The sequence below is a fragment of the Shewanella sp. 30m-14 genome, assembly GCF_052977125.1.
Map to the genome: position 1 here is coordinate 112,177 of NZ_JBRILW010000014.1, position 17,950 is coordinate 130,126.

The following is a 17,950-nucleotide window of genomic DNA, read 5'->3' on the forward strand; positions in this document are numbered from 1 at the left end:
AGTGAATGATGAGACGGTGGAAACACAAGGTAGCATTAAGCATGCTGTTTTGTTTTGGTGCCATTGCCAATGCGAACGCTGCTGGAAAATATGACAGTATTCCCCAAATGGGTAAAACCGCTAAAGGGGCAATAGCTGAATACAACGGTATGCAACAAGTCAACGGCGTAAAAACGCTGCAAGACTATATTGTTCAAGAAGAAGAGTTATTTGATTATCTATTCGAAAACCACCCAGTATTCAAATATCAGCAAGCCGGTAATTTAATTGGTGATTACCATATTAGTGACCGTGGTGAAGAGTATTTAGATACAGGTAAGAGCCCAGATTATAGTGAACGTGTTGGCGCGCCTCGCGCAGTTCAATACCGTCTAGGTGCTAAATCAATTCTAGATTATCCAAACAACTTCGTTGGCCCTGAAAAGTGTGCTGAATGTCATGCGACTCAATATGAGAAGTGGCAGCGTTCGCGTCATGCTAAAACAATTCGTTTCCCTGGAGAGCACCCAGAAGTGGATAACGATATTGAAAAAACCATGTACAACACTAAAGATACCTCAATCTTACCAGACGGTATTACCCCTGACATGATCTATGCAACTGTTGGTACGCCTCGTACTAAATACGGTTTCATCGATGCGTGGCTTGTACGTGGTACTTACCACATCAGAGACGGTTTATTACGTGACGGTACCGGTAAAATGGTAGCGGGTGCTAACCAGTTCTCTCGTGGTTGGGCTGAATGGTTAACGCCTGAAATGTCGAAGAAAATTAACGATGTTATTCCTGAGTTCCCAACAACCCTTGAAGGTTTTGGTGGTTCAGGTTCGCACCAGCAAGGTATGAGCTCATACGGTGCTAAGTACGAAAAAGAGATGTTGTTCCAACCAGCAAGTTCTTACTGTGAAGTGTGCCATACGTTTAAGTTTGACTTCCAAAACAAGCAAGAGTTCTTCGATGCATTAGGCGATCCTAAGAAGCTTCAAGAGCACACGATTTCTCGTGGTATCGCTTGTGAAGAGTGTCATGGCGCGGGTGGTCACTTAGATGGTGGTACTGGCGGTATGCAGTCTAACTGTGAACGTTGTCACCAGCGTTTCCAGTATGACCCTACTCTTGCTGACACGCCTCAAGCACAAGAAAAGCGTGAGTACGCTTTCGGTGTGAAGATGAAGTCACTCTGTCCATCATGTGGTACTGAAGGTTCTCAGATGTATAACTCTGAGCACTACGAGAAGGGCATGCGCTGTACGACTTGTCACGATCCGCACGAAGTGACTGATGGTTCTTGGCAGTCTGGTTTCACTACACCAAAGCTGAAGAAAGACTGTAAAGACTGTCACGAAGCGCAGACTTTGATTGCTGAAAACTCAGATACACACAATAAGCAAACATGTCAAAGCTGTCACATGCCTAACATGGGTAGCTGTGAAAACTTCAAGGCACTGCAGTTCCCTGACCAAGCTGGTTTCGACGCAGTACGTAAGTCTCATATGTGGAAGATTCAAGTCGACCCAACGATGAAGACGCTAAACCCACCTGAAGGTGAGCCACGTACTCAAGGTCCTAAAGCGGGTAAAGGTTGGACTGTTGCTAAGAACGAAGAAGGCCGCTCATACCTAGACTTAATGTGGTCTTGTGCTCGTACCTCTATCTCTGACCACGACGTGGTAGAGAACAAGGGTTGTCACAGCCAGTTCCAGTCTGAGCTTGAAACAGGCTTACATTACGAAGACCAGTTAGAGATCTACGGTGAAGTAATGAAGATGCAAACACCTGTTAAAGAAGTGTTCGCGAAAGTTGAGCAAGCTCTTGTACGCATCGACCAGCTATTAGAAGTCACTAAGTTGTCTACTGAAGACAAGACTCAAGTACTAATGCTAGCTGAGAAGGCTGCAGAGACTGTTGATCTAATCAAGAAAGACGGTTCTTGGGGTGTGCATGGCTTCCGTTATAGCCAGAAGCGTCTAGATGCTGCACTTACTTATGTTACACAAGCGCAAAACATCTTAGATGGAACAGGTTACGCAGCTAAATAAGCCGCCTAACTCGTTAACCGCCTCGGCATGCATTGCAGCGCAATAATTGCCGAGGCAATAAAGAGAAAGATTATGAAAAAAGCACTGGGTCAAATTCTGGTAAGCCTCACGTTAATTGCAAGTTCAGCTAGCTGTTTCGCTGGTGGTGGTTCTGCGATGGCACCTGCTCATCGTTACGAACACCAGCTCAACACCATCAGCATGATGGAAGCTGAGACCTTAATCGGTAAGGAAGGTGTTTACTTTTTCGATGTGAATACGCTTGAACTTTGGGCTGAAGGGTTCATTCCAGGTGCTATTTACTTCAACGTTAAAGATTGGAAAAAATTACTGCCAGCTAAGAAAGATGCAGTGATGGTGTTTTATTGCGCCAACCGCCTATGTAATGCCAGCGAGATAGCGGCACATGAGGCGATGAAGATGGGCTACAGCAATGTTTTACAGATGCCAGATGGAATTTATGGATGGCGACTTTCAAATAGAGTCACAGAAAAGCCATAACAGCAGGATGTTGGGTAACAGAAGTTAAACGCAACTAGTTTATTTAAAGAGATGATTATTATGAAAAAATTCACAAAAACTACCCTAGCTGTTGTGACAGGTTTGACCCTGTTTATGTCTGCAAATTCAATGGCTAATACTGAGCTGACATCTGATGTTGAAAAAGAGTCTTACAGCATTGGTGCATCATTAGGTAAGTACATTTCAGGCCAAATTTATAGTCAAACTGAGCTGGGTGCTGAAGTGGATGTCGACCTTGTCATTGAAGGCGTTATTGATGCGCTGAAAAATAACCCACAGTTTTCAGATGAAGAAATCCTGACGTTCCTAAATCAGCGCGCAGAGACGCTCAATACCGCACGTGAAGCCGCTGAAGCAAAGCTTGCACTCGCTAACGTGACAGCAGGCAATGAATACCTGGCTGACAATAAAAACAAAAATGGCGTAACAGAGACGGCTTCAGGTCTGCAATATGAAGTCATTAGTGAGGGAGAAGGCCGTAAGCCAAACCCACAAGATGTCGTCACAGTGCACTACAAAGGTTTCTTAATCGATGGCACTGAATTTGACGATTCACACAAGCGTAATGAACCTAATCGTTTTGCACTAATGAGCGTGATTGACGGCTGGCAAGAAGGCATTCCGTTAATGAATGAAGGGTCGACGTATAAGTTTGCTATTCCTGCAGCACTAGCCTATGGCGACAAGCAAGTTGGCATTATCCCACCGCAATCGACATTGGTGTTTGAAGTCGAGCTGGTGAAAGTTGAAGCACCTGGTGATAACGCACACGGCATGGGGCTCAGTGGTATGGGCATGGGTGGCATGATGGGCGGCGGTCACTAGTTTTAGTTGATGGCGTTATTGCCAAGGTTTTAAGTTTATTGTTTTAGTTAGTTTGGTTTGTAGAGAGTCACTATGAATAGTTTAGCTATCGGCATTACTGTCACTTTATGTGCAGTTATCACTTTAATTTGGCGTCATCATCACTCTTGTCAAAAGCAAGGTGTTACGCCGATAGCTAACTCTTTTAATGATGATAGCAGCAATAAAGAGGGGGATTTTAAGGTTGCGACTGGGATGGTTGTTGTACTTGTCAGTGTGACCTTACTTATGTACTCACAATTAGGCCATTTCAATGATTGGAATAAAGGAGTGGTAGACGAAAATATTGATTACCTGATCACCGCAGAAATCAATAAAAATGCAAAAAAAGTCAATGAGCAACCTAGTAATGAAATTGCATTATTAAATCTGGCTCAATCCTACGTTGATGGCGGCCTGTATAGCGAGTCGGTGCAAACTTTCGATGAGCTACTCAAACTGTCGGGCGATGATGCAGGTATTTTAGGGATGAAAGCCAATGCCATGTATTACCGCGATAACCGTGAAATGAGTCTAGACATTGATTTGGTTATCGCCAGAGCCTTAGCGCTCGACGAATATGAGCCTCAATCTCGCCTGTTACTTGCGACCCACGCTTACCTTAATGGTCAGTACGACAAAGCCATCGAGCAATGGCTGACTCTACTTAAAAGCGATAAGCAAAACGTTAACCGAGCCTCAATTAATAATGCAATTTTAAGAGCAGAGCAAAAAATAGCTAATCGTTCAGTGGCTGCATCTGAGTAAAGTCACGTAAAACCTAATAAGTATAAATATATCAGCAAAATAGCTGATAGCTGGAGGATGCTGTGAGTGAAAATATAGAGAGACGGAGGTTCCTTAAGTGCTTAGGAGCCAGCTCTTTGATAATAGCGCCCTTAGGGTGTAGCTCTGTCAAAGAGGGTGAGTCAGATGCAAGCAAGCCCCATTATGCGATGGTGTTTGATCAAAATAAATGTACCGGCTGCGGCGAGTGCAAAGAGGCCTGTAATCTAGCCAATAACTTACCAGCAGGTAAGTCTAGATTGTTGTTAGAACAGCACTCTGGTGGATTAGAGGGACAACCTTGCCCACATTGCGGCAAAACAACCGAATGTGGCTGTGAGCGTAAGTTTGTACGCGTCTCTTGTCAGCAGTGTAAGAATGCCCCTTGTGTGACCGTTTGCCCAACTGGCGCAGCGCACCGAGATGAGAAAACCGGCATTGTCACTATGGACGCGTCTAAGTGCGCAGGTTGTAAGTACTGCATTGCAGCTTGCCCATATGATGCGCGCTTTATTAATAAAGAAACCGATGTCGCTGATAACTGTGACTTCTGCCTTAATAGCAAACTTGCCATTGGTGAGCTACCTGCTTGTGTGCAGAAATGCCGTTATGATGCACTGATTTTTGGTGATATCAACGATCCGACATCCTATATCAGCAAGCTTTTAAGAGTAAAAGATTCTGTGCGAATTAAGCCAGGATTTGGAACTGAGCCAAGCTTGCGTTACATCCCTATTGTAAAGCTAGGAGTATAGATATGGACGGTAATATTGAGTTTACAATGGGGTTATCTGAGGGCCTAGCATGGCCCTGGCCTATTGCTGTGTACTTGTTTTTTGCGGGGATCTCCGGTGGTGCGCTAGCCACTGCATTATTCCTGCGATTCTACAAAAAGCAGACAACCAACACGCCATTTTATAAAGCGGCAGCATTAATCTCATTTGTGACGATTAGCTTAGGTATGTTATGTCTGGTTTTAGACTTAACCAACCCGCTGTTTTTCTGGAGAATTCTGGTTTTCTATAACCTAAATTCAGTCATGTCGATTGGTGTTATCGCACTATCGGTGTATATCCCGTTAGTGGCTTTGATTGCACTATTTGCCTTTGAAGAAGAGATCCGCTCAGTACCCGCACTTAAGGTACTAGTACCTGTGGTTGAAAAGCTAAAAGGCATTCGCCGCCCATGTGAAGTCACCGTATTAGTATTGGCATTGGCTGTCTGTGCTTATACTGGTTTCCTTATCTCGGCACTGGTTCGTTTTCCTATCATCAACACCTCTGTTTTACCGGCACTCTTTATTGCCTCTGGTATTTCAGCGGGCGCAGCAGCAGCCAAAATGCTTGCCGTGTCGATGTTTAAAGAAGACTTACACAGCCAAGATATGAAAGTGCTTCATGGTGCTGAGTGGCCAATCATGATTGCTGAAATGCTATTTATCTTCATGATCGTGACTTCACTTATGACGGGTAATGCTGGGGCACAAAGTGCATTTGAAGCGTTCCATACCGGTGAATGGGCAGCGGTGTTCTGGTTTGGTGTGGTCGGCCTAGGTTTTGGTGGCCCGCTATTACTTAACTTTGCTACCGGTAAGTCGTTTAGTCATTCGGCTAAAGCGTTCTATTTATCGGGTGTGTGCGCCGTTGCTGGCATGATGTGTCTGCGTATGTTCATCCTATATGCTGGTCAAACCTTTGCTATCTAGCCATAAGGCAAGTTAGTTAAGTGAGTTGTTCGCTCCTAATGCTTCGTCCCTGCAAGGTGAGTGTTAGGAGCTGAGCAACAATTGGTTCAACACTCACATCTTGTTACCTCATCTGTAAAAACAAGCGGTGAGTTTTCCTATCTTTCTGTTGTAGTTGGAAGTCGAATGAAAAAATTGATGTTCATCTTGATGTTAGTCCCATTTATGTTTGCTTGTAGTCAAGGTGATGCCGCTGTGCAGTCGACACAAGCTGAACCGATTCATGATCACGACCGTTGCCACTTGTGCGGCATGATGATCACTAAATACCCAGGGCCTAAAGGGCAGTTGAGATTAAAGAATGAATCCATAGTGCCAAAGTTTTGCTCGACACGAGACATGTTTAATTTTGCGCTACAACCAGAGAATAAGCGCCAGATCACCCAGCTAAAAGTGCATGATATGGCGCAGACTGATTGGCAGCAACCTGATGATCAGAGCTTTATTGATGCGACCTCTGCTTGGTATGTTTATGGCACTAGTAAACAAGCGGTGATGGGGCCTGCTGTTGCCTCATTTTCGAGTAAAGAAAGTGCAACCCAGTTTGCCCAAGAATTTGGTGGCGCGGTACTGACTTATGAGCAGATCACGATTGAACTGCTCGCTGGCGAGTAAGTGAGTCATTTAAGGCTTAGCTAATGCTCGCTGGCTAATACGAGCCACCTTCTTAATATTGGCGTTAGAATTTGCTGGAACGGTATCTTATGAGTCGCTCACCTTTACGAAAAGTGCTGGCGCAGAACGTCAGCATATTACGTTGGCTGCTAGTGGTATATGCAACCTTCTATGCCACTGGCTGTAATGGCGCCCATTTAGCCGTATCTAACAGCCAGGAGCTACAGCTGGCGTTAACTCATGCTAAGGCTGGCGACAGAATTGTTCTCGATGCTGGGCGTTATCAAGGCCCACTAAAAATCCATCAATCGATTATATTATCAAGCCTTGGCGACAGCATTATTGATGCTAATAGCGTGGGCAGCGCAATAACGGTGTTTGCTGCTAATGTTGAGATCTCAGGGCTGAGAATTGAAAACTGGGGCAATGATCATTATGAGCGCGATGCCGGTATTTTAGTTGAGCCAGGCAGTGATGGCGTAAAAATCCATAACAACAGTTTGCAAGGTAACGGTTTTGGTATTCGCGCCGATGAGCTAAACGATATCAAAATCCACGATAACGTGATTGTGGGTAACAACACCTTATATACCTTGGACCGCGGTGATGGCATTCATTTGCAGCACGTTGTTGGCGCCGAGATCTGGGGCAATACTATCTCGCAGGTCAGAGACGGGGTTTACCTTGAATCTGGCAGTAAAAGTAGAGTGTACGCTAATCGATTATTTGACCAGCAGTACGGTATTCATTACATGTACACCCAAGACGATGAAGCCTTTAATAACCAGAGCTATCAGGTCGATGGTGGTTATGCCTTGATGGACTCGAAACGCATTCACCTCCACCGTAATCAGGTATGGGAGGCCATCGATTTCGGTATTTTGCTGAACATGACCAAAGACTCGCTGGTGGAATTTAATCGAGTCGAACAGATCGTTAACCGCAGTGAAAACCAAGTACAAGGCCAAGAGGGTAAAGGCATATTCGTTTACGGTGCTCGAGATAACACCATTATCCATAACCACTTTGCTCATAATGATATTGGCTTTTATATGGCCATGGGAGGAGAGGGGAATCATGTTTATGGCAACCAGTTTATTGATAACTTTTCTCAGGTTAAGTATGTCGGTGATGCATTATTGGAGTGGAGCCATGCTGGCCGAGGGAACTACTGGAGTGGATACCTCGGCTGGGATCACAATTTAGATGGTGTGGGCAATACGGCCTATCAGCCCAATGATAAGATTGATAAATTATTCTGGCTTTATCCTGAAGCTAACTTCTTGATGGGTAGTCCAATTGTTGTCGTGCTGCGCTGGGTTCAACGTCAGTTTGAGATCACTGCCCCTAGCGGGATTGTCGACAGTTACCCGTTATTAGAGATGAACCCAGCTTTTAGTTTTTAGGCGGACGAGATGATGTTTTTAGTCAGCAAATAACCGCCTTTCGGAGAATCGATGAACCCTGCTTTAGCGGTATCAGCTAACCATATTCGACACCAGTTTGCCGATTTTACTGCAGTTAATGATGTGAGTTTTACAGTTGAACGCGGCCAAACTATGGCGTTACTTGGCCATAATGGCGCGGGTAAATCGACTCTGATTAAAATTCTCCTAGGCTTGATAAAACCCACAGCGGGTAATGTCTGTATTCTTGGGCAAGATCTGTCATGTCTAACGCGCAGTGCAGACTTAAAAATTGGATATTTACCTGAAAGTGTGAGCTTTTATGACAAATTAACGGGTAAAGAAATTTTAAGTTACTTTGCCGCTTTAAAGGGCGTCGGCCAGGCGCGAGTCAGCCAGTTGCTTGAAGAGTTTGGCTTAGAATATGCCCAAAATAGAGCGTTAAAAACCTACTCTAAAGGCATGAAGCAGCGCCTGGGTTTTGCTCAAGCTATTTTGAGTGAACCTGAGTTGTTGCTACTTGATGAGCCAACGGTTGGGCTCGATCCTGTGGCCTCTAAATTTCTGTACGGCAAAATTGATGAGCTTAAATTGCAAGGCTGCGGGGTGATTGTGTGCACCCATGAACTATCACTAATTGAGCATAATATCGATATCGCGCTTATCTTAGCCAAAGGGCAGGCGCTGGCATCGGGCAGCGTAGCGCAGTTAAGCCAGGCTAGCGGTCTTAAAACTCGACTGACCTCGCCCCAGCTTGCAAGTGTCATCTGCGGGCAACCGAAATTAGCTGCACTTTATGCTGACAATGCCTTGCTGTTAGATGAGCAGTCTAAGGCTGGGGTATTGCAGTTATTAACATCTGAGTGCCAAGTGTTTGATTTTAGTCTTAAAGAGCCTGCATTGGCTGATATCTATCATTTTTATATGGGTCAATGCTCTCAAGTTGCAGAGGTAAATTAAGGTTATGCTGACATCTCCTGTGTGTGTTATTGCTAAAAAAGAGATCCAAGATAGCCTACGTAATCGCTGGGTGTTGTTTATCTCATTAATATTTTTAATCTTATCGTTGAGCGTAACCTTTGCGGGCAGCGCCGTAGCCGGGCATTTGGCTTTGCCTCAATTGGATGCGTTGATATCAAGCCTGTCGACGATTTCGGTGTTTATCATTCCGCTCGCGGCGATGCTGGTGAGTTACGATGCGTTTGTGGGGGAGGATGAATCCGGTACTTTATTGCTGTTATTGTCTTACCCAATCACTCGTTTACAAATTCTAATGGGCAAGCTGTTAGGCCATAGCCTGATTATGAGTGTCACCATTGGCAGCGCTTTTAGTTTGACCGCATTATTATTGCTTGTATGTGGTGATTATGAGGTTGCTAAGACCTTAACTCAGTTTGGCCAATTTATAGTGAGCAGCATTTTGCTCGCCATCGCTTTTATTTTATTGGGTTATATCGTCAGTCTTAAATCAACAGAGAAAGCTAAAGCCGTTGCCAGTATTTTATTCGTTTGGTTTGTGTTCGTTCTCATTTATGACTTACTGTTATTAACAATATTAGTTGCAGATCTCGCCTTTTTTAATCAGTATATAATCAACCTCTTAATTGCACTTAATCCAACCGATCTCTATCGAGCGATAAATTTAATCGGTACAGATGTTAGCGGTGGAAGTTTAGCGATGATCTCTTCTGTTACATGGGGAAAGTTGGCGCTTTATGGCGTGATGTTGTTGTGGGTTGCAATGTTAGTGTTTATCGCTAACCAATTGTTTAAACGCCGAGCTTTATAATGTAAAAGTGGATTTTAGTGGTTTAAATAAATTAAGTGGTAAAGATGTGTCCTCGATATTACAGAACTGATATTCGATGATTGATATTCGATGATTGATATTCGATGATTGATATTGAAGGCTTGATAATAAAGCTATGTTGAATAAAGCGTTTAAAGTGATTCAGCACAATTTAAATGTCTTCAACCGTTAAAATGTTAGATATGTGAGCATTAACACCCTGTTCTTCGATGGCTGATTTGATTTCAGGGTAAAGTCACGTTTTTAAAACCATTTTTTAGTAAACTTGCATTAAGTCGTATTAATGTTCGAGTTGCAGTGAATTGATTTGTAGAGGTTTCGGGTGCTAAAAGTTACTCCATATTTGGAGCTGGATGAAGAGGCTAAACAATTAGTCGATCATGCAAATAATAAAACCATAACTCTGACTGTATCGGAGTCGGCGGTTTTGCATCAATTAATACTCTCAATGAGTTCGGTATGCACTAAAGAAGATCTATTAGCGGCTGGTTGGCCCGATCGGGTTGTGGCTGCAACCTCGCTAACTCAATGCGTTAGTACCCTCAGAAAGAAGCTAGAAGCTTATCCCGAAGTCATGTTGCGCACCATAGCTGGCCGCGGGTATCAGCTTAATGTCTCAACGCGTTCTCACATCAAAATGCTGGCAGTGAATGACCCAGAATCGGTGCGCGCTGCCATTGTTGATGTGTCATTATTGGTCAAAATAAGCGGTATTATTATTGTCGCGCTGATCGCTTTGTCTGTTTGGTACTTCAGTGATTATCACGGCGTAGTAAAAGCTAAGAACAGTTGGGATGCAGAGAAAAATATTCAGTTAAATATTGGTGGCGTTAAGCAAGATGTTGCGCTTATCCATAAAGATAATGTCGCTCATCTGCACCCCTCTATGTGGCAAAAACATCTGGCGCCGGAATCGAACCACTTAAGTGATATCAGCAAGTTTAAAGGTTACGCTGTCACCGATGGTAACTACTATTCGATGGCGGCATGCCCCGAGGCAGATACCTATGGCTGTTCGGGTAAAGGTTTAATTAATATTACCGCGATTGACTTAACGCCAGCGGGTTTGAATATGAAAACCTTTACCGAGTTAACTCATATGATGGAACAGCGCATTCGTTATAATCGCGTCATCATCCCTCATGATGAGCCCGGCACCAGTGGCTTTATTGAGCATCATTATCACGCAGATGTGTATTTTCCTGTTCAAGGTAATATGTTGGTGCGCTCAGACATCAGTCTGTCACTTATCTATGATGATGAAAACACAGGTAAGTTTTATTCTGCGGCGTGCGTAACCGATGAAGAGTGTAAGACCACTCCGATAAAATATAAGATCAAAGGTGATTTTACTCAGTATCAGGAAAAAATTAATGACTTAGATGTGGATGTATTCCATGTCAAAGTGTCGCAAAAAGAGCTAATCAAGCCGGATCAAGTCAGCCCATCAGCGATGCACTTTTATCGTGAGATCCGTAAGCACGAGATCATCGATAGTGACCTGTATTTCTACCGCATATACAAAGATGCAGACACCGCTGTGTGGATAGTGCCTATTTTAGGTAACTTGGTCGCCTGGTTTGAATATGACAAGGTGAAGCTTTAATAGCTGTTAAAAGCAGGTCCTAGGATTAAGAGAAGGTTCTAGGAAAAGCAGGTTAGAGCTAAGACGGTATAAGCTAAGACGGAAAACAAAAGATAACGGTGTGCCTTCTTTTGATTGTATAGCAGGACTTAGTCCGCTCTAGCCGCGCAGCGTTCTAGGTTCTAGGAAGAGCAGGTTCTAGCAAAAGCTAACAAGCGGAAAAGGCGGTGCTTTTGTCTTTTGCTGTTCCTAGTAGGGCGTAGCCCGTCCTCGCAGCGAAGCGCCCTAGGATCTAGCCCCTTCTTTTTACCCTGTTTTGCCTTTTTTTGTATTGTTTGACCGAGTGCTAAACTCAGTACTTCCGCTTCTAGTCACTCCTTTACTCATCACTCTCTCCACTGATCGCAGATATTTCTGTTAGATCCTTCACAGATCTTAATGCTGCTTCAAGTATTATCGAAACGTTTCGATTATGCTCGCTGCATTGCTATCGAAACGTTTCGATGTTGTCGCCATAATCATTTAGGTTGATAGATGAACAAGCACGCTTTGCTCAATGCAGATATGAATTACCTTGCAGCCACGCTGGGGCATACCGATGAAGTGACTATTTGTGATGCCGGACTACCGATCCCAGCGGCAGTACAGCGCATAGATCTGGCTTTGACTCATGGGGTACCTAGCTTTATTGCCACCGTTAAGGTCTGGCTAGCGAGCTCGCAAATCGAGGGTGTGGTATTAGCGCAAGAGTTTGCCGATGTCAGCCCCGAGTGCCATCAAGCACTATTGGCTGAGATTGAGCTTGAGCAGCAAGCAACAGGGCGTGTTTTTTCGATTGAGTACATTAGCCATGAAGCGTTTAAGCAACGAACTCAACATAGTCGTGCGGTGATCCGCACCGGTGAGTGCACGCCTTATGCCAATGTGATTTTTAAAACTGGTGTTGTATTTTAAGCTTACCGGAGTCACGTTATGACCCAAGCAATATTACAGTTACAAGCGATAGAAAAGTCTTTTCCCGGGGTAAAGGCGCTCGATAAAGCTAGCTTAAATGTTTACCCTGGCCAAGTGATGGCATTGATGGGAGAAAACGGCGCGGGCAAATCGACATTAATGAAAGTGCTCACCGGGATCTACAACTTCGATGCAGGCCGTATTGTTTACCAAGGTAAGGCGCGCAGTTTCGATGGCCCGCGTGATTCACAGCAAGCTGGCATTAGCATTATCCATCAGGAGCTGAATTTACTACCTGAGCTCACCATTGCTGAAAACATCTTTTTGGGACGTGAAATCACCTCTAGTTTTGGCCGCATACTTTGGGATGAAATGAACTCCCGAGCAGCGGCACTACTAACACGCCTATCGGTAACCCATGCGCCGCAAACCTTGGTCGGTAAGCTGAGTTTAGGCGAGCAGCAGATGGTGGAAATAGCCAAAGCCATTTCGTTTAACTCAAAAGTCATCATCATGGATGAGCCTACCGACGCCCTCACCGACGTTGAAACTCAATCGCTGTTTAAAGTCATTAATGAGTTGCGTGACCAAGGCTGCGGTATCGTTTATATCTCTCACCGCATGCAAGAGATCTTTGCCATTTGTGATGCGGTAACTGTGCTTAGAGATGGCGGTTTTATTCATGAGTGTGCGATTAGCGACATTAACGAAGATCAACTCATTGAGCGCATGGTGGGCCGTAAGCTTGCCGACCAATATCCACGCATTGCGATTACTCATCAAGGCTGCAGATTGGCAGTAAATCAACTATCAGGCCCTGGGGTTGAAAACGTGAGCTTTAACCTTAACCAAGGAGAAATTTTAGGTTTTTCGGGGTTAATGGGTGCCGGGCGCACCGAACTGATGAAGATGATCTTTGGCGCAAGTGCTAAAACCCAGGGGCAGCTAACCCTGAATGGCTGTGATATTAAGATTAATAATCCGCAGCAAGCACTTGATGCCGGTATTGCTTATATTTCAGAAGACCGTAAAGGCGATGGCTTATTGCTAGACTTGTCGGTTAAAGAAAACATGTCTATTTGCGCATTAGCCAAGTTAAGTACTGGGCTACAACTGCGCCACAATGATGAAATGGCCGAAGTCGACCGTTTTATTGATGCCTTTAATATCAAAACACCTAACCGTGATGCCCGTATTGGTAATTTGTCGGGTGGTAATCAGCAAAAAGTGTCAATCGCCAAAGGCTTAATGACTCTGCCGCAGGTGCTTATTTTAGATGAGCCAACTCGTGGTGTAGATGTGGGCGCGAAGAAAGAGATCTACGATCTTATCAACCGCTTCAAGGCGCAAGGTATGAGTATTATTTTAGTGTCATCGGATATGCCTGAGTTACTGGGGATGTCTGATCGTATTTTAGTGATGCACCAAGGCCAGATCAGTGGCGAATTTGATGCCGCGATAGCAGATCAAGAAACCATTCTTGCTTGCGCCGTTGGTAAAACATTGAACAAGGATATTGCATGAGCCCGTTAATTACAGTCCAGCCATTCTATAAGAGAATTAATAAAGAGTGGTTGATTGAGCAAAAATCGCTTATCGCCCTGTTTAGCCTAATTTTTGTGGTGTCGCTACTGAGCCCAAACTTTTTAACGGTAGATAACTTACTTAATATTTTACGCCAGACCTCGGTTAACGCGATTATTGCGGTAGGGATGACAATCGTTATTCTGACAGCGGGTATCGATTTGAGTGTCGGGTCGGTTTTAGCCTTAAGTGGCGCAATCGTGGCGACTTTAATTGGTATGGATGTGCCTGTGATGGTTGCTTTGCCTGTGGCATTAATCGCGGGCGCGGCGCTTGGGGCTATCAGCGGCATTATTGTTGCCAAAGGTAAGGTGCAAGCCTTTATCGCCACCTTGGTGACCATGACACTGCTACGCGGTGTGACTATGGTGTACACCGATGGTCGCCCTGTACCTACAGGTTTTACTGACACCGCCGATAGCTTTACCTGGCTAGGAACTGGCTATGTGCTGGGCATTCCTGTGCCGGTGTGGTTGATGGCGGTGGTGTTTGCTGGCGCTTGGTATTTGTTAAATCACACACGCTTTGGCCGTTATATTTACGCTGTGGGTGGTAATGAGTCTGCGGCGCGTTTATCAGGTATTGCGGTTGATAAGGTCAAGATCGCGGCCTATGCCATTTGTGGCTCAATGGCGGCGCTCGCTGGTATTATCGTGACCGCACGTTTATCTTCGGCGCAACCTACGGCAGGTATGGGTTACGAGCTTGATGCGATTGCCGCGGTAGTGTTAGGTGGCACAAGTTTAATGGGTGGTAAAGGCCGCATTATGGGCACCTTAATTGGGGCATTAATTATTGGCTTTTTGAACAACGCCTTAAACCTGCTCGATGTGTCGTCTTACTACCAGATGATCGCCAAAGCCAGCGTGATTTTGCTGGCGGTATTAATCGATACTAAGCAGAAGTCGAGATAGGCAGAAGTCGAGATAGGCAAAAGCGTAAGTATTGATAAGCTGTGCGCCCAGCGTGCTGCTTGTGTACATTCCCTGTATTAAAAAGGTTTACCATGAAGCGACTTGCTAATCAAAAAGTGTCAGTTCTGTTGTCAGTAGCATTGTTGTCAGCGAGTGCGCCTTTTAGCGCTAGTGCCCAGGATGCGATTGCTATCGTGCTGTCGACAATGAACAATCCATTCTTTGTCAGCATGAAAGATGGCGCCGAAGCTAAGGCAAAAGAGCTAGGTTATAAGCTGATTGCACTGGACTCGCAGAACGACCCAAGCAAAGAGCTCGCTAACGTTGAAGACTTAACCATGCGCGGCGTAAAAGCGATTTTGATTAATCCAACCGATGCGTTAGCTGTGACCAATGCTATTGGCACGGCTAATCGCGCTAACATTCCGGTGCTGACACTAGATAGAACAGCAGAGCGCGGTGATATCGTCAGCCATATTGCCTCTGATAATATTGCGGGTGGCGAATTAGCTGGGCAGTTTATTGCTGATACCCTCGGCGCTAATGCCAAGGTCATTCAGCTTGAGGGCATTGCGGGTACGTCAGCTGCCCGTGAGCGGGGTGAAGGTTTTAGCAATGCCATTAAGGCTCACGGCTTAAACCTGTTATCGAGTCAGCCCGCGGATTTTGACCGCTCAAAAGGCTTAAACGTGATGGAAAATATGTTAGCGGCAAACGGTGATGTGCAGGCGGTATTTGCTCAAAATGATGAAATGGCCTTAGGTGCATTACGCGCCATTGAAGCGGCAGGTAAAGATATCATGGTGATTGGTTTTGATGGCACCGACGAAGGCATTGCCGCGGTAAGACGAAACCAGTTATCGGCGACCATTGCTCAGCAGCCTGAGTTGCTCGGTGCTACGGCTATTGTGATGGCCGACAAGATCTTAAAAGGCAATCAGGTCGAAAAATCGATACCTGTTGCGTTAAAAATCATTACTGCAACACAGTAATTTATTCATAATTTGTCACACTAGTGTGCTGCGTTTTTGAGCTTGATTCAAGGCGCGTTTCACTCTGAGCCCAACATTAAAGAGGTTGGCAGCGACTCAGAGAACATCAAGGAATAGGTAAATGTCTCAGTTAATCGTTTTAGGCAGTGTCAATGCCGACCATGTACTTCAAGTCGCTTCTTTTCCGCGACCAGGAGAAACCTTGCATGGCTACAATTATCAAATTATCCCTGGTGGTAAAGGTGCTAACCAAGCGGTTGCTGCTGCGCGATTAGGTGCTGATACCGGATTTATCGCTTGTGTGGGTGATGACGGTTTTGGTAAAAATATCCGTCATAGTTTTGAGCAAGATGGCATGGATGTATCTGCTGTACACATGATGACAAATACCCCTACGGGCATTGCGATGATCCAGGTGAGCGACTGCGGTGAAAACAGCATCTGTATTGCGGCTGCGGCAAATGATGCGCTGACAGCAGAGATCGTTGAGCAACATAGCGGCCAAATAGCCGCTGCTGAATATCTACTAATGCAACTTGAAACCCCGCTAGCAGGTATTGAACTGGCGGCGAGCATCGCTAAAGCGCAACACACCAAGGTGATATTAAATCCCGCGCCAGCACGCAGCTTACCTGACTCGCTATTGTCGATGCTTGATATTATTACCCCAAATGAAACCGAAGCTGAGCTCCTAACTGGTATTAAGGTTGATGATGCTAACAGCGCTGCCAAGGCTGCCAACGTACTGCATGATAAAGGGATTGCGACTGTGATGATCACCTTAGGTGCAAAAGGCGTGTATCTAAGTGAGCAGGGTAAAGGTAAAATTATTGCTGGCTTTAAAGTACAAGTGACCGATACTACCGCTGCAGGCGACACCTTTAATGGTGCCTTTGTTACGGCAATACTTGAAGGTCAAACTATTGAGCAGGCGGTGGTGTTTGCTCACGGCGCTGCGGCGATTTCAGTGACCCGCTTTGGCGCACAAACCTCGATTCCAAGCCGTGCTGAAGTTGAGCAGTTTTTAGCTACGCACTAATTTGTTATAAAAACAGTTAATAACATCGTTATTTAGATAGGAAGTTAACCCAGATGGCCACCATGAAAGATGTCGCTAAACTTGCGAGCGTTTCCACTTCAACAGTGAGCCATGTGATGAATGGTACCCGCTTTGTGAGTGAAGACATTGCTAAGCGGGTGCAAGATGCAGCGCAACAGCTCAATTATCACGGTCCTTCTGCGGTGGCTCGCAGCCTTAAGCAAAACTGCACTAAAACCATTGGCATGTTGGTGACGACCTCTACTAACCCGTTTTATGCTGAAGTGGTACGCAGTGTTGAGCAAGCCTGTTATCAGCAGGGTTACAACCTTATTTTGTGTAATACCGAGGGTGACGCCCAGCGCCTAAAGCGCTCCTTAACCACGTTAATTGAGCGCCGTGTCGATGGCCTAATTATGATGTGCGCTATGCTCGAGGGTGATGATGCACTGATTTATCGCCGCTTAGAAGCGTTACCTGTAGTGGTCATGGATTGGGGCCTGGTGGATTTTCCTTGCGATAAAATTCAGGGGCATTCTCGTCAAGGTGGCATATTGGCAACTCAGTATTTAATTGATAACGGCCACACTGAAATAGGCTGTATTACTGGCCCGCGTAACCGCCAGCAGGCTGACTTACGTTATCAGGGGTTTGTCGATGCCATGCAAGCGGCAAACTTACCTATTAATCCTAAATGGGTGGTCGAGGGCAACTTTGAAACCGAAGGTGGCAAGGCGGCGTTTGCCAAGCTGCAAGCGACGGGTGAATTGCCTAGCGCACTATTTGTGTGTAATGACATGATGGCCATTGGTGTATTGCATGAAGCCCAGCGTACAGGGGTGAAGATCCCTGAGCAGTTATCCGTTATCGGCTACGACAATATTCAATTGGCAAAATTTATGACGCCCGCGCTAACCAGTATTCATCAGTCTAAAGCACGTTTAGGCGCCGCGGCGGTGCATGCGTTAATCGCTAGATTACAAGACCCAAGCTTGCCACAGCAATTTATGGATATTGAGCCAAGAGTGACAGTGCGCGCTAGCGTGAGCCAAAGATAAAGCGTGGGTAAAAAGTAACAGCATAAATAAAAAGGCGAATGAATTAGCTTTCATTCGCC

Annotated in this window: 17 protein-coding genes; all 17 read left to right on the forward strand. The window is 45.2% G+C overall.

What is annotated here, in order from left to right:
* The first annotated feature begins 8 nt into the window (after positions 1 to 8).
* The 17 genes from ACVBIU_RS12175 (at position 9) to ACVBIU_RS12255 (ending at position 17,891) form a co-directional block, all read left to right on the forward strand.
* Positions 9 to 2,039, forward strand: coding sequence for a multiheme c-type cytochrome (locus tag ACVBIU_RS12175; RefSeq protein ID WP_447160860.1), 2,031 nt, complete (start codon positions 9 to 11; stop codon positions 2,037 to 2,039).
* A gap of 72 nt (positions 2,040 to 2,111) precedes the next feature.
* Positions 2,112 to 2,540: a rhodanese-like domain-containing protein gene (locus ACVBIU_RS12180; protein WP_447160861.1), complete on the forward strand. Its 429-nt coding sequence runs from the start codon at positions 2,112 to 2,114 to the stop codon at positions 2,538 to 2,540.
* Positions 2,541 to 2,600: 60 nt separating this feature from the next.
* A complete protein-coding gene (locus tag ACVBIU_RS12185; protein WP_447163887.1) occupies positions 2,601 to 3,386 on the forward strand; it encodes an FKBP-type peptidyl-prolyl cis-trans isomerase in 786 nt (261 codons plus the stop codon).
* Positions 3,387 to 3,458: 72 nt separating this feature from the next.
* Positions 3,459 to 4,172: a tetratricopeptide repeat protein gene (locus ACVBIU_RS12190; RefSeq protein WP_447160863.1), complete on the forward strand. Its 714-nt coding sequence runs from the start codon at positions 3,459 to 3,461 to the stop codon at positions 4,170 to 4,172.
* A gap of 62 nt (positions 4,173 to 4,234) precedes the next feature.
* Complete coding sequence (locus tag ACVBIU_RS12195; RefSeq protein ID WP_447160864.1) at positions 4,235 to 4,945, forward strand: 4Fe-4S dicluster domain-containing protein; 711 nt, start codon at positions 4,235 to 4,237, stop codon at positions 4,943 to 4,945.
* Between the two features lie 2 nt (positions 4,946 to 4,947).
* Positions 4,948 to 5,895 (forward strand): NrfD/PsrC family molybdoenzyme membrane anchor subunit, encoded by a 948-nt coding sequence (nrfD, locus tag ACVBIU_RS12200; protein ID WP_447160865.1) that lies wholly within the window; start codon positions 4,948 to 4,950, stop codon positions 5,893 to 5,895.
* Between the two features lie 189 nt (positions 5,896 to 6,084).
* A complete protein-coding gene (locus ACVBIU_RS12205) occupies positions 6,085 to 6,549 on the forward strand; it encodes a nitrous oxide reductase accessory protein NosL (protein WP_447160885.1) in 465 nt (154 codons plus the stop codon).
* Between the two features lie 89 nt (positions 6,550 to 6,638).
* Complete coding sequence (gene nosD / locus ACVBIU_RS12210) at positions 6,639 to 7,955, forward strand: nitrous oxide reductase family maturation protein NosD (protein WP_447160866.1); 1,317 nt, start codon at positions 6,639 to 6,641, stop codon at positions 7,953 to 7,955.
* 51 nt (positions 7,956 to 8,006) lie between these two features.
* Positions 8,007 to 8,915: an ABC transporter ATP-binding protein gene (locus tag ACVBIU_RS12215; protein ID WP_447163888.1), complete on the forward strand. Its 909-nt coding sequence runs from the start codon at positions 8,007 to 8,009 to the stop codon at positions 8,913 to 8,915.
* A gap of 4 nt (positions 8,916 to 8,919) precedes the next feature.
* Positions 8,920 to 9,744, forward strand: a complete 825-nt coding sequence (locus ACVBIU_RS12220) for an ABC transporter permease (protein ID WP_447160868.1) — start codon at positions 8,920 to 8,922, stop codon at positions 9,742 to 9,744.
* A 343-nt stretch (positions 9,745 to 10,087) separates the two neighbouring features.
* On the forward strand, positions 10,088 to 11,371 hold the full coding sequence (locus ACVBIU_RS12225; RefSeq protein ID WP_447160869.1) for a winged helix-turn-helix domain-containing protein: 1,284 nt from the start codon (positions 10,088 to 10,090) through the stop codon (positions 11,369 to 11,371).
* Positions 11,372 to 11,884: 513 nt separating this feature from the next.
* On the forward strand, positions 11,885 to 12,304 hold the full coding sequence (gene rbsD, locus ACVBIU_RS12230) for a D-ribose pyranase (RefSeq protein WP_447160870.1): 420 nt from the start codon (positions 11,885 to 11,887) through the stop codon (positions 12,302 to 12,304).
* Between the two features lie 18 nt (positions 12,305 to 12,322).
* Positions 12,323 to 13,828, forward strand: coding sequence for a ribose ABC transporter ATP-binding protein RbsA (gene rbsA / locus ACVBIU_RS12235; protein ID WP_447163889.1), 1,506 nt, complete (start codon positions 12,323 to 12,325; stop codon positions 13,826 to 13,828).
* Positions 13,825 to 14,802, forward strand: a complete 978-nt coding sequence (rbsC, locus tag ACVBIU_RS12240) for a ribose ABC transporter permease (protein WP_447163890.1) — start codon at positions 13,825 to 13,827, stop codon at positions 14,800 to 14,802. Before rbsA ends, rbsC begins: the two co-directional genes overlap by 4 nt.
* Positions 14,803 to 14,894: 92 nt before the next feature.
* A complete protein-coding gene (gene rbsB / locus ACVBIU_RS12245; RefSeq protein ID WP_447160873.1) occupies positions 14,895 to 15,794 on the forward strand; it encodes a ribose ABC transporter substrate-binding protein RbsB in 900 nt (299 codons plus the stop codon).
* A gap of 121 nt (positions 15,795 to 15,915) precedes the next feature.
* Positions 15,916 to 16,833 (forward strand): ribokinase, encoded by a 918-nt coding sequence (gene rbsK / locus ACVBIU_RS12250; protein ID WP_447163891.1) that lies wholly within the window; start codon positions 15,916 to 15,918, stop codon positions 16,831 to 16,833.
* A 53-nt stretch (positions 16,834 to 16,886) separates the two neighbouring features.
* Positions 16,887 to 17,891: a substrate-binding domain-containing protein gene (locus ACVBIU_RS12255; protein ID WP_447160875.1), complete on the forward strand. Its 1,005-nt coding sequence runs from the start codon at positions 16,887 to 16,889 to the stop codon at positions 17,889 to 17,891.
* Positions 17,892 to 17,950 lie beyond the last annotated feature (59 nt).